This is a genomic window from Aeromicrobium sp. Root495 (assembly GCF_001426755.1).
Taxonomy (GTDB): Bacteria; Actinomycetota; Actinomycetes; order Propionibacteriales; family Nocardioidaceae; genus Aeromicrobium.
In genome coordinates, this window is record NZ_LMFJ01000001.1 from 355,545 (window position 1) to 367,916 (window position 12,372).

The 12,372-nt window shown below is 71.0% G+C and carries 13 protein-coding genes; 8 read left to right on the forward strand and 5 right to left on the reverse strand.

The features are described from left to right. Positions 1–18: 18 nt before the first annotated feature. A complete protein-coding gene (locus ASD11_RS01985; protein WP_056282593.1) occupies positions 19–402 on the reverse strand; it encodes a nuclear transport factor 2 family protein in 384 nt (127 codons plus the stop codon). 43 nt (positions 403–445) lie between these two features. Further along, positions 446–2,221 carry a CocE/NonD family hydrolase gene (locus ASD11_RS01990; protein WP_056282594.1) on the reverse strand — a complete coding sequence of 592 codons (1,776 nt, stop codon included), beginning with the start codon at positions 2,219–2,221 and terminating at the stop codon, positions 446–448. 142 nt (positions 2,222–2,363) lie between these two features. Here ASD11_RS01990 and lpdA point away from each other — a divergent pair, with 142 nt between their 5' ends. After that, on the forward strand, positions 2,364–3,764 hold the full coding sequence (lpdA, locus tag ASD11_RS01995; RefSeq protein ID WP_056282595.1) for a dihydrolipoyl dehydrogenase: 1,401 nt from the start codon (positions 2,364–2,366) through the stop codon (positions 3,762–3,764). 86 nt (positions 3,765–3,850) lie between these two features. Here the strand turns inward: lpdA and ASD11_RS02000 are convergent, their stop codons facing one another. Continuing rightward, positions 3,851–4,498: an NADPH-dependent F420 reductase gene (locus ASD11_RS02000; RefSeq protein ID WP_056282598.1), complete on the reverse strand. Its 648-nt coding sequence runs from the start codon at positions 4,496–4,498 to the stop codon at positions 3,851–3,853. Positions 4,499–4,613: 115 nt separating this feature from the next. Between ASD11_RS02000 and ASD11_RS02005 the strand changes: the two genes are divergently transcribed. Next, complete coding sequence (locus tag ASD11_RS02005) at positions 4,614–5,291, forward strand: alpha/beta hydrolase (protein ID WP_056282600.1); 678 nt, start codon at positions 4,614–4,616, stop codon at positions 5,289–5,291. 132 nt (positions 5,292–5,423) lie between these two features. Beyond that, complete coding sequence (locus ASD11_RS02010; RefSeq protein ID WP_056282601.1) at positions 5,424–5,975, forward strand: PepSY domain-containing protein; 552 nt, start codon at positions 5,424–5,426, stop codon at positions 5,973–5,975. Between the two features lie 18 nt (positions 5,976–5,993). Here ASD11_RS02010 and ASD11_RS02015 read toward each other — a convergent pair whose 3' ends face one another. Then, entirely contained in the window at positions 5,994–6,956 is a 963-nt protein-coding gene (locus tag ASD11_RS02015) for an NAD-dependent epimerase/dehydratase family protein (protein WP_056282602.1), read from the reverse strand. After that, complete coding sequence (locus tag ASD11_RS02020) at positions 6,953–7,885, reverse strand: LysR family transcriptional regulator (RefSeq protein WP_056282603.1); 933 nt, start codon at positions 7,883–7,885, stop codon at positions 6,953–6,955. The genes ASD11_RS02015 and ASD11_RS02020 overlap by 4 nt, the downstream gene beginning before the upstream one ends. 93 nt (positions 7,886–7,978) lie before the next feature. On the opposite strand from ASD11_RS02020, the gene ASD11_RS02025 reads away from it, so the two are divergent. The 5 genes from ASD11_RS02025 (at position 7,979) to ASD11_RS02045 (ending at position 12,370) form a co-directional block, all read left to right on the forward strand. Next, positions 7,979–9,073 (forward strand): TDT family transporter, encoded by a 1,095-nt coding sequence (locus ASD11_RS02025; RefSeq protein ID WP_056282605.1) that lies wholly within the window; start codon positions 7,979–7,981, stop codon positions 9,071–9,073. A 57-nt stretch (positions 9,074–9,130) separates the two neighbouring features. Beyond that, a complete protein-coding gene (locus ASD11_RS18450; protein ID WP_056282608.1) occupies positions 9,131–9,748 on the forward strand; it encodes a hotdog domain-containing protein in 618 nt (205 codons plus the stop codon). A gap of 94 nt (positions 9,749–9,842) precedes the next feature. Further along, on the forward strand, positions 9,843–10,667 hold the full coding sequence (locus ASD11_RS02035) for an amidohydrolase family protein (RefSeq protein ID WP_056282610.1): 825 nt from the start codon (positions 9,843–9,845) through the stop codon (positions 10,665–10,667). A gap of 73 nt (positions 10,668–10,740) precedes the next feature. Then, a complete protein-coding gene (locus ASD11_RS02040) occupies positions 10,741–11,268 on the forward strand; it encodes an MSMEG_0572/Sll0783 family nitrogen starvation response protein (RefSeq protein ID WP_056282613.1) in 528 nt (175 codons plus the stop codon). 10 nt (positions 11,269–11,278) lie between these two features. Beyond that, positions 11,279–12,370 (forward strand): MSMEG_0568 family radical SAM protein, encoded by a 1,092-nt coding sequence (locus tag ASD11_RS02045; protein WP_056282614.1) that lies wholly within the window; start codon positions 11,279–11,281, stop codon positions 12,368–12,370. Positions 12,371–12,372 lie beyond the last annotated feature (2 nt).

Here is a 12,372-nt window from a genome sequence, read left to right on the forward strand (position 1 = left end):
GCTGGAGGGAAAGCGTGGTCAGCTCTTCTGGCGGTCGAAGGCGTCGCGGATCGGGGCGGTGTCGTAGATGATGTGCAGCCGCTCGACGAGGCCGTCGGCATCGAGCTCGGCCACGTCGACCACGGTGAACGGTGCCGGCTCCCCACTCGCCAGGGTCCAGCCGAAGTCGAACCAGAAGCTCAGCACCGTCCGACCGTCCTTCTCGCCGACCATGGTGGTGCGCAGCGTGAGCCGGGACTCGGCGGTGTCGGCGAAGAGGAGCGGGTAGAACGCGGAGGCGGGCAGCGTCCCGTAGAGCGGTGAGACGACCGTGCCGTCCTGGCCGAACAGCGCGAGGACCCGTTCCACGTCGGCGGCGCCCAGGGCGTCGAGGTACTCGGTGACCAGCTGCTCCGGCGTCATGTCGCCGATCCAACCACGGTCCCGACGGGATCGGGGCGCGCCCTCAGCGCAGTGCTGCGGCGAGGTCGGAGCCGGGGACCGTCGGGAACATGAGGCGGGTGCCCGACGTGCCGCCGAGCGTGACCGTGTTGATGGACGGCAGGCTCGGGAGCGACAGCGGCGACTGCCCGACGAGGGTCAGCTGGATCCGGTGACCCGCCTCGAAGCGGTTGCCGATGGGCCAGAGCTCCACGTGGTAGTCCCTCGCCTGGAGGGGCAGGGCCGGCTTCATGGCGCTGTAGTCGCCGTACGGCTGCACGAGCTGCCCGTCGGAGTAGAGCGACTTGCTCTTCACGATGTCGGGGAACCCGGTGTTGAGGCGTCCTGTGGTCATGGGGTGTGACGACCCGTCGGGCCAGACGTCGGACAGCACGGCCCAGATGGGCGTGTTGGGGAGCAGGCTCGACAGCCGGACGTCGAGCGTGGCCGGTCCGACAGCGGTGACGGGCGCCTTGAGGGCCGGGCTCGTGAAGGTGATGCCGGTCTGGTTCGTCAGGTTGATGGTCTCTGAGAACGGGAGCGCACGGAGGAGCTTGTTGACCTCGCCGTCGGGGCCGCCGCCGGTGGCCGCGATCGTCGTCGGGTCGGTCTGCGTGGGCACCGACGTGATCGACGCGTAGCTCTGCCGGCTGGTGGTGGTGTCGGGCGTGAGGGCGAGGCTCCCGTCGGTCGGGGAGGCCTTGGTCCCGGACTTCTTGGCCGAGAGCGACAGCGGCGTCCACGTCGTGCCCGGGATGGGCCAGTCGTCGCCCGTGTAGCGGACGAACTTGCCGAGCAGCTGGTCCTGACGGCTGCCGTTGGCGAGCAGCATCTGTACCGCGGGCTCGTCCTCGGTGCCGTTGTCGACGCCGCGGACGTAGTGGTCGAGCCAGGCGCTGATCTGTGCCTCGCCGAAGTCGGTGCCGCGAGGAGCACCGTCGTGGGCGCCGACGACGAGGAGGCGGGCCGGCGTTCCCTGCGAGCGAAGCTGCTGGAAGGCCTGGTAGTCGCCGCGAGGCTCGACGTCGAAGGTGCCGTCGATCAGGAGCGTCGGGACTCGGGTGGCGTCACCGCGGAACCCGCGCTCCTTCCAGAAGGTGTTGAGGGTGGGGTTCAGCAGGCCGGCGTCGAGCCCGGAGGTGAGGAGGCCTCGGACCGCGTCGAGGGTCGATGCGGGATTGCGGGTGACGCGCTGCGGCCCCTGGGCCAGGGCCAGGGCGCCGATGCCGAGGAGCACGACGAGGCCGGGCACCGAGTTGGAGATGCCGCCGGGCACGAGGAGGTCGCGGTAGAGCTCGAACGTGCCGGACCGCATGATGGCGGCCTTGACGCACGGGAGCTTGCGGTGGAGCGAGTTGAACAGCGTGATGGCGCTCGCGGAGAAGCCTGCGACGGCGAGGTCGCCGTTGCTCCACGGCTGCTGGCACGCCCACTGCAGGGTGTCGAAGACGTCCTGCTGGGTCTTGGGGCCGAGCACGTCGAAGTCGCCGTCGCTGTCGCCCGTGCCGCGGATCTGGACGGTGAGGAAGTTGTAGTCCGGTCCCACCGTGAAGCTGGCCCCGTTCTCGCCGTACGGCGTGAACTCGACGACCGTCGGCCGGGCGGCGAGCGGTGCCGCGCCCTTGACCTGCGCCGCGAGCGACACCCCGGTGGTCGTGGTCACGCGCAGTGCCTTGCTCTCCGTGGTGGGAGCGGGCGCGGCAGGCGCGGGCTCCTCGGCCTGGGCCGGCGCCACGAGGGAGCCGGCCGCGAGCGCGGCGGCGGTGACGGCCACGGCGAGGGTGCGGGCGAGACGGTTCATGAGGACCTCCAAATCCAGTACATATGTACCACTTGTTGGACGGTGTGACCAGCCCCACGGGACGGGCTCCTGCACTGGTGGTCTCGGTCTCACTGCGCCCGCCCCTGGAATCGCGGCGAGTTCGTCATGGTTGACTCCAGGTATGAGCCGTGAAGTCGATGTCGTCGTCCTGGGTGCCGGTCCTGGTGGATACGTGGCCGCGATCCGTGCCGCGCAGCTGGGTCTTTCCGTGGCTGTCGTGGAGAAGCAGTACTGGGGCGGTGTGTGTCTCAACGTCGGGTGCATCCCGTCCAAGGCGCTCCTGCGCAACGCCGAGCTGGCCAACATCTTCAGCCACGACAAGGAGAAGTTCGGCATCTCCGGCGACGTCTCCTTCGACTTCGGCAAGGCCTTCGACCGCAGCCGCGAGGTGGCCGACGGCCGCGTCAAGGGCGTGCACTTCCTCATGAAGAAGAACAAGATCGCCGAGCTCGACGGCACGGGCACCTTCACCGGCCCCAACAGCCTCGACGTCGCCCTGAGCGACGGGGGCACCGAGACCGTCGAGTTCAAGAACGCCATCATCGCCACCGGCTCCACCGTGCGGATGCTGCCGGGCGTCGAGAAGAGCAAGAACGTGGTCACGTACGAGGAGCAGATCCTCAACAGCGACCTGCCGCGCCGCATGACGGTCGTCGGCGCCGGTGCCATCGGCATGGAGTTCGCCTACGTGCTCAAGGCCTACGGGGTCGACGTCACGATCGTCGAGTTCCTCGACCGCGCGCTGCCCAACGAGGACGTCGAGGTCTCCAAGGAGATCACCAAGGCGTACAAGAAGCTCGGCATCCCGATCCTCACGAGCACCAAGGTCGAGTCGGTCACCGACCACGACGACGGCGTCACCGTGGTCTACACCGGCAAGGACGGCAAGCAGGTCACTGCCGAGACCGACCGCGTGCTCGTCTCCGTCGGCTTCGCCCCGCGGGTCGAGGGCTTCGGCCTGGAGAAGACCGGCGTCGAGCTCACCGACCGCGGCGCCATCGCGATCGACGAGCGCATGCGCACCAACGTCCCGCACATCTACGCCATCGGCGACGTCACCGCCAAGCTGCAGCTGGCCCACGTGGCCGAGGCGCAGGGCGTCGTGGCGGCCGAGACCATCGGCGACGTCGAGACGATGGAGCTGGGCGACTACCGGATGATGCCCCGCGCGACCTTCACGCAGCCGCAGGTCGCGTCGTTCGGGCTCACCGAGCAGCAGGCCAAGGACGAGGGCCACGACGTGAAGGTCGTGAAGTTCCCCTTCACCGCCAACGGCAAGGCCCACGGCCTCGGCGAGCCGGTGGGCTTCGTGAAGCTCGTCGCCGACTCCGAGTTCGGCGAGCTCCTCGGCGGCCACCTCATCGGCCCCGACGTCTCCGAGCTCCTGCCCGAGCTGACGCTGGCCCAGAAGTGGGACCTCGGCGCGCTCGAGCTGGCCCGCAACGTCCACACCCACCCCACGCTCAGCGAGGCGCTGCAGGAGGGCTTCCACGGCCTCACCGGCCACATGATCAACTTCTGATCACGCTGGTCAGGGCCGTGTGGGACGAAAAAATCTGCCTCCGGCACCCCCGTTGGGGCCGGATGCAGATTCTGTCGTGATCCCGGTCAGAGGTCGCGGTAGCGCTTTGCCTCGTCGGTCTTCTGCTTCAGCTCGTCGGCGGTGAGCCTCGGGCCGTAGCCGGGGGTGTCGCGCTGGATGCGCCAGCCCTCGGCGAGCGGGCCGAGGTCGACGACGTCGAAGCCGACCGAGTCGATGAACGACGTCACCTGCTCCTTGCCCGCGGCGTCGTCGCCCGCGACGGCGAGGGCACGACGTCCCTCGGAGCCGGAAGGCTTGGCGTGACCCTCGATGTCGAGGGCGCCGATGTGGTTGAACGCCTTGACGACCTTGGAGTCGGGCAGGTGGTCCTGCAGGAGCTCGGCCGTGGTGGTCGACTCGTCCTCGAGGACGTCGATCTTCCCGTCGCGCTCGGGGTAGTAGTTGTTGGTGTCGACGACGACCTTGCCGGCGAGAGGCTCGACCGGCACCGAGCCGACGGCCTTGAGCGGGATGGTGACCACGGCGAGGTCGGCTGCTTCTGCGGCCTCCGCGGGGGTGGCTGCACGGGCCGACGGCCCGAGGTCCGCGACGAGGTCGCTGAGGGTCTCAGGCCCGCGTGAGTTGCTGAGCACCACGTCCCAGCCCTGGGCGATAGCCGCCTTGGCGACCGCGCTGCCGATGTTTCCTGCTCCGATGAGTCCGAGGGTCGTCATGTGCCCCAACGTACGACCGGGGTGGTCGGCGACGAGCCTCGTCCTGCGGGCCGGGACCGTCGGCACGAACAAGATCGCAGGCGTACGATCCGGTGCTTCCGGGTACGTTCACGGCATGCCCAACGCTCCCCGTCTGATCCCCACCACCGAGCCGAAGGACGCCGAGGCGGTCGTCCTGGTGCTGCACGGCGGAGCGAGCCGTCGGGACAACCCCATGGTCAGCCCCACGCAGCTGTCGGTGCTGCGGATGATCCCCGTCGCGCGGCGGGTCGCGCGGGCGGGTGCCAAGCGGCTGGCGGTGTACCGCGTGCTCAACTCGACGCGGGGCTGGGACACCACCCACACCCCGGTCGACGACGCGCGTTGGGCCATCGCGCAGGTGGAGGAGCGGCTCGGGACCTCGCTGCCGATCGGGCTCGTAGGCCACTCGCTCGGCGGACGCGCCGCCATCCTCGCCGGTGCGGAGCCGGGCGTGCAGAGCGTCGTGGCCCTGAACCCGTGGGTCTACCCGCAGGACGGTGACGTCGACCTGAGCGGCCGCCAGGTCCTGGTGGCGCACGGCACCGAGGACCGGATCGCCGACCCGGCCAAGGCGAAGGAGGCGGCACGTCGCATCTCCAGGTCGACCGACGTCTCCTTCGTCGACGTGCGCGGCGGCAAGCACGCCATGCTCGCGAGGCACGGAACGTTCGACGGGCTGGCCGCCGACTTCACCGCCGGGGTGCTGCTCGACGGCCACCAGCCGGGCGTCGCGTCGCGCGCGCTGGCGGGGGACATGGCCTTCGAGGTCTGAGCAGCCGCAGGACGAGGCGCAGCAAACATAAGAGCTCCTTCATGCACGCCTCACGAAGGCCTCACCAGCACCGGATGTAGTGGTCCCGTAAGCCAGCCACCCACCCACCACTGCACTCCCCAGGAGCACCTCATGCGCAAGCCCCTCACCATCGTCGGTCTCGCCCTCGCCGCGTCCCTCACCCTCAGCGCGTGCGGCGGTGGCGACGAGAAGATCAGCTCCGAGGACCGCGCGAAGGCCTCGGCGGCCGCGCTCAAGTACGTGGGTGGAGGAGCGGTGACCGACGCCGAGCGCGGCGACGGTGACGACGCCGCGTACGAGGTCGAGGTGACCCTCCCCAGCGGTACCGACATCGACGTCGAGCTCGACGAGTCCTTCGCCGTCACCAACAGCCCGGCCAAGGCGTCGGACTTCGCGGCCGCGACGCCGTCGGACTCGCCGGCACCCAGCCCGAGCGCCTCGTCCAGCGCCTCCGTCGCCGACGACGACCGCGCTCTCACCGGGGCGACCCTCGACAAGGCGACCAAGGCCGCTCTCAAGGCCACCGGCGAGGGTCGGGTCACCGAGACGAGCGGCAGCGACGACCGCGACCACGTCTACGAGGTCGACGTCCTGCTGCCGAGCGGCGAGGACGTGACGGTCGAGCTCGACAAGTCCTTCACGGTCACCAAGATCGACCGCTGACCCGCTGCTCCCACGGGGTCAGAGCAGTCCCTGCTCGGTGAGCCAGGCCTCGGCCCGGCGCATGCCCTCGGCCAGATCGACCTGCGGGTCGTAGCCGAGCATGCGTCGGGCCTTGTCGATGGAGTAGGTGCCGGTGCGGCAGAGGTAGCGGACGGCGGTGGCGTTGGCCTCGCTGTCGGACCCCGACACCTTGGCCACGCCGGCCGCCGCGGTGGCCAGCGTCAGGGCGAACGAGGTCGGCACGAGGACCGGTCGCTTGCCGAGCATCCGGTAGTAGTGGCCGAAGAACTCCTTCGTGGGCACGCCCACCCCGCCGGCGAGGGTGAAGACGTGGCCGGCGGCCTCGGGCGTGAAGCCAGCGCGGACGATGCCGTCCACGAGGTCGTCGACGTAGACGGGGCTGAAGATCCCGCGGCCCATGGCGGGCAGGAAGAACTGCCGCGCCTTGATCATCTCGACCGGCAGGACGGTCCAGGGGCGCGAGCCCGGACCGTAGACGTCTCCGGGACGCACGATCGTGACCGGGACCTCGCCGGCGGCGTGCGCCTGGAGCGCCACCTGCTCCGACGCGATGCGGGTGTCGACGTACGGGTTGCCGTCGGGGCGGATCGGGTGCTGCTCCGTGACGCCGTCGGGGAAGCCGAGGTCGGAGAAGGCGCGCACCGACGAGAGGTAGACGACGCGGCCCACTCCGCCCGCGACCGCCGCGTCGAGGACGTTGCGGGTGCCGACGGTGTTGACCCGCCACGACTCCGCGAGCGTCGGGCGGTTGGAGACGAGAGCGGCCGTGTGCATGATGACGTCCGTCCCTGCGGCGGCTGCCTGCCACCCGCCAGGAGTGGCGAGGTCGCCGGCGACGACACCGCGGGTGGGGTCCGCCTCGCGGTCCATGCCGGAGACGGAGTGGCCGTCGGCGAGGAGGCGGGCGGCGACGGCGCGGCCGATGAAGCCGCTGGCACCGGTGATGAAGACGCTGGTCATGAGGGTGCTCCTGGGTCGGCGGGGCTGGTGCGGGTGGTCGCGGTGGCGATGGCGAGGAGGTCTCGCACGGGTCCGGCGGGCGGACGGCCCGAGCCGACCCAGATGGCGGTGAGGTCGCGGGTGAGGTCGAGGTTCTCGGTCGGGACCTCGACGAGGCGACCCGACTCGACGTCGGACTGGACGGCCCGCCGGCTCAGGAACGCGGGCGGGCTCCCGGCGCTCACGGCGCCACGCACCGCCGACGTCGTGGTGAGCTCGACGGCCGGAGCCGTGGAGGTGAGCCCGTGCTCGGTCAGAGCCTCCTCGACGACCCGGCGCGTGCCGGACCCGCGCTCGCGCCACGTGAGGGCCCGCTCGGCCACCTCGCGCACGGTGACGGGACGACCGAGGGCGGCCCAAGAGTCGTCGGGGGCGGCGCACAGGACGAGCGTGTCGCGCCCGACCACGAGCGCGGCCAGTCCGCCGACGTCGGCACCGTCCTCGACGAACCCGATGTCGGCGGAGCCGTCGCGCACCGCGGCGCGGACGCGCTCGCTGTTGGTGGCCGTGAGGCTCGCGGCCGTCTCGTGCTGCTGCCGCAGTCGGACGAGCCACAGGGGGAGGAGGTGCTCGGCGACCGTCATGCTCGCCGCGACGCTCAGCTGATGACGCCGGTCGTCACGCAGCGTGGCGATGGAGGTGTCCACCTCGTGCGCGACGTCGAGCAGCCGCGCGGCCCAGCCGGCGAGCAGGACGCCGGCCTCCGTGAGGGTCGACCCGCTCGCGCTGCGCTGGAGGAGCGTGAGCCCGGTCAGCGCCTCGACGGCCCGGAGCCGCTCCGACGCCGACTGCTGCGTGATGCCGTTGGCCCGCCCCGCGGCCCCGATGCTCCCGTGCTTCGCGACGTCGACGAGCAGCTGGAGCGCGGCGAGGTCGGGAAGGTGCTGCATGGGCACACCGTACCGCTGCTCACAGGTCCTGCCTGTGGATCCACAGGAACGAGGCTTCTACCGGGGACGGCCCGACGCGACGAGGCTGGACGCATGACCACGCTCCAGCTCCCTCGCCGCACCGGGACAGCCCTGTGGCTGCGGGAGCTTGAGGGCGCACCGCTCCTCGGCCACGTGCTGCCCAGCTGGTTCGCCTCGGTCATGGGCACGGGGATCGTCGCGGTCGCCGCGGCAGGTCTTCCGGTCGGCGTGCCGGGGCTCCAGGGGCTCGCGGTGGCGGCCTGGGTCCTTGCAGCCGTGCTGCTCGTCCTCGTCCTGGCCGCGACCGGAGGTCACTGGATGCACCACCGCGCCACCGCGCGTCGGCACCTCGACGACCCCGTGGCGGCCCTGTTCTACGGCGCCCCGGCGATGGCGCTCATGACGGTGGGCGCGGGCACGCTGCTCGTGGGGCACCGCGTCGTCGGCCTGCCGGCGGCCGTGGCCGTCGATGCGATGCTCTGGAGCGTCGGGACCCTGTTCGGTCTCGCGACGACGGTGCTCGTCCCGCTCCGCGTGCTTTGGATCCACGGCCTTCAGCCCGACACCGCGTTCGGCGGCTGGCTCATGCCGGTCGTCCCGCCCATGGTGAGCGCAGCGACGGGCGCTGCGCTCGTCCCGCACCTGCCCGCCGGTCCCGCCCAGCAGGCGATGCTCGTGGTCTGCTGGTCCTTCTTCGGCCTCACGCTCGTGACGAGTGCCGTGATGATCGGCTTCATCCTTCGCAGGCTGGTGAGGGTGGGGCCTGGTGCTGCGGCGGGCGTGCCGACCCTGTTCATCGTGCTCGGGCCGATGGGCCAGTCCGTCACGGCGGCGCACCACCTGGGCGTCGACGGCGGGACGCGCGGCTTCACGCTGGCGTTCGGTCTGCCGATGCTCGGTCTTGCCCTCGTCTGGCTCTTCGTCGCGGCGACGATCGTCGTGCGAGCGGCCCGGAACGGCCTCCCGTTCAGCCTCACGTGGTGGTCCTTCACGTTCCCGCTCGGAACGGTGGTCACGGGCGCGTCGGGTCTCGCGGCGCTCACCGGGAACCCCGCCCTGCAGAGCCTGGCCGTCGGTCTCTTCGTCCTGCTGCTGACGGCGTGGACCGTCGTCGCGACCCGTACGGCGCACGGTGTCGTGAGCGGCAGGCTGCTGCGCAGGCCCTGACCTCACCAGGTGGGACACGCGACCGGGCGCACCTCCCTGACGGCGTAGCGTGCCCTCGTGAGCTGGGAGTCCTACTTCAGTGCCGACCTCGACCCCGACGACGCCGCAGCGTGGGGTGGTCTCGTGCGTGAGCTGCACGCCATGCACGACGCCCTGGCCTCGGCGGGCTTCGACCGGCCGACGGTCGACGCACTCACGCAGGACCTCGCCGTGTGGCGGGAGCGCCTTGCGGCGCGGGAGACCGATGAGCTCGGGCAGGTCAACGGCCGGGTCCCGAGCGTCCCGGTGCGCGGCCACGCGATGCTCCCGGAGCTGCACATCACCTCGGCCGGCGGCGGTCGGGTGGACGGCACGGTCACGTTCGGGCGCTGGTTCCTCGGTGGCGGCATGGCCGCGCACGGTGGCGCGGTGACCCTCCTGTTCGACGAGGTCCTGGGCATCCTCGCCTCCGTGACGGCCCGGACCATCACCCGCACCGCCTACCTGCGCACCGACTTCCGGGCCCTGACCCCCATCGACGCCGAGCTCGACGTCGTGGCATGGATCGAGCGCGTCGAGGGTCGCAAGATCTTCGTCCGTGGCGAGGTCCGCCGCGGCGAGACGGTGTGTGCCGAGGCCGACGCCCTCTTCCTCCAGCTGCTCCCCGAGCAGGGCCTGGGACGCCGCACCGCGTAACCCACGCCACACGAAACACGTCCGCAACGACCTTCGTCAGACCACTTGTTCCGGGAGTAACCATCCGGAAACAAGCCGGGCGCTGACTGGGGTCATGACCTCGACCACGTGGGACGCGCACCGCCACATCGGCCGGCTGCCCGAGTTCCCCTTCTACGGCGGACCTGCCATCCAGGCCGACGTCACCGCCAAGGAGACGGTCGAGGACTTCTTCGCCACGCTCGACGAGGAGGGCACCGAGCGCGCGCTCGTCCTCCCCAACTACGGCGTGCCCATCCCCGAGGTCGCCTTCGACCTCAACGCGCTGGCCCTCGAGGCGGCGCAGAAGGACGACCGCGTCTCGTGCGGGCTGTGGGTCTCGCCCAAGGCCTCCGACGCCGCCCGCAACACCGAGTCGCTCGCCCTCGCCGAGGAGCAGGGCGTCAAGGCGCTCAAGACGAGCTTCCTCCTCGGCGGCCACCCCACCGACCCCGACTGCGCCGAGGAGCTCGACCGCATCTTCACCACGGCGGCCGCCCTCGACCTCGTGGTCCACGTGCACACCTCGCCCGGCGCGGCCTCCGACGTCGACCAGGTGGGCACGCTCGTGGACAAGTACGGCGACGACACCAAGATCCACCTCGTCCACCTCGGTGGCGGGATGAGCGGCCACATGAAGCTCATCGGCGGCCGGCTCTTCGACTGGATCGAGGCCGGCAAGAAGGTCTACACCGACACGAGCTGGACGATCGGCTTCGCCCCGGTCTGGCTCGTGCAGGAGATCGAGCGCCGCGGCATCGGCCAGGACCGCATCCTCTTCGCGACCGACGCCCCCTGGGGCGACTTCGAGGGTGAGCACGCCCGCCTCGCCTCCGTCACCAAGGACCCCGAGCTGGCCCAGGCCTTCTTCCGGGGCAACTTCGAGGCGCTCTACGGATGAGCGCCCCCACGATCCCCGCCCACCGAACCGCGGTGGCCGGCGCAGGAACCGCCCCCTCACCTCAGGAGACGACATGACCGACGACCTCGACGCGCAGATCAAGGCCAACATCGAGACCTCGCTGGCCGAGATCCCGCACCCGTCGCTTCCCCCGGGAAGCAACCTCTACGGCTCGACCAAGCTTTTCCCCGACTTCCAGGCCCAGGACGGCGAGACCTACTTCACCCTCGTCCACGGCATCCCGCACGAGTCGAGCGTCAGCTTCGTCGCGATCCTGCAGGCCACCCGTGCACTGCGGAAGGGCTTCGAGTCGGCGATCTACTTCTACGGTCCCGGCACCTTGGCGTGCATGGCCACGCGTGGCTTCCCGACGACCGGCGACGCCGGCTTCCCGGGCGAGCTCAACATGAACGCCTCGCTCGAGACGTTCATCAAGGAGGGCGGCACGGTCTACTGCTGCCGCTTCGGCCTCGCGCTGCACGGCCTCCGCGAGGAGGACCTCATCGAGGGCGTCATCCCGGCGCACCCGCTCGACGTCCAGGACGCGCTGATCTACTACGCGCGCAAGGGCGCCATCATCAACTCGACGTACAACCTCTGAGGCGGCCGAGATGACTGCACCCAGCCCCGAGAGAAGCCTCGATGCCAGGACGTCGACACGGGTCGACGTCGCCATCCAGGGCATCCGCCTGCTCGACGCCCCGGTGACGCGCCCCAACGGCGCCGGCCCGAGCGCCGACGGCCACGTGCTGCTCGACGGGCTCGGTGCGGCCATCCCGCTCAACCCCCGCAGTCCCTACAGCGTGAGTGCGGGTCGGCTCCTGCTCGACGGCGCGGACACCGGTCTCGGCGTCGAGGCCGTGTCCCGCCCGAGGTTCTACGACCTCGTCACCGAGGACGGCGTGAGCTACGAGAAGATCGCCCGGCTCCACGCGGCCAACGTGCTCGCCACCACCGTCGTGCAGACCTGCGTGCGGTACGACGAGTCCGAGCGCTGCCGCTTCTGCGCCATCGAGCAGTCGCTCGAGCAGGGCGCCACGATCGCGGTGAAGACCCCGAAGCAGGTCGCCGAGGTGGCCAAGGCGGCGGTCGAGCTCGACGGCGTCCAGCAGATGGTGATGACCACGGGGACGTCCAACGGGCGCGACCGCGGCGCCACCCACCTGGCCCGTTGTGTCCGGGCCGTCCGCGAGGTCCTGCCCGACCTGCCGATCCAGGTGCAGATCGAGCCACCGGCCGACCTCGCGTCCATCACCGACCTCCACGACGCGGGCGCCCGCTCCATCGGCATCCACGTGGAGTCGCTCGACGACGACGTCCGCAGGCAGTGGATGCCCGGCAAGTCGACGGTCTCCCTCGACGAGTACCGCGCCGCGTGGCGCGAGGCGGTCCGGGTCTTCGGACACAACCAGGTCTCCACCTACCTCCTCGTCGGCCTGGGGGAGGATCCCGACGAGCTCGTCGAGGGCGCCAAGGAGCTCATCGACATGGGCGTCTACCCGTTCGTGGTCCCCTTCCGACCGCTCGCCGGGACGCTCGCCACCGACGTCGACCACGTGCCGGCGCCTGAGCCGCGCGAGGTCGGGCACGTGACACGGCAGGTGGCCACCGCGCTGCGCGTCGCCGGCATGGTCGGGGCCGACCAGGCCGCAGGCTGCGCCGCGTGCGGTGCCTGCAGCGCCCTGAGCTGCGAGGGGGCCTGACC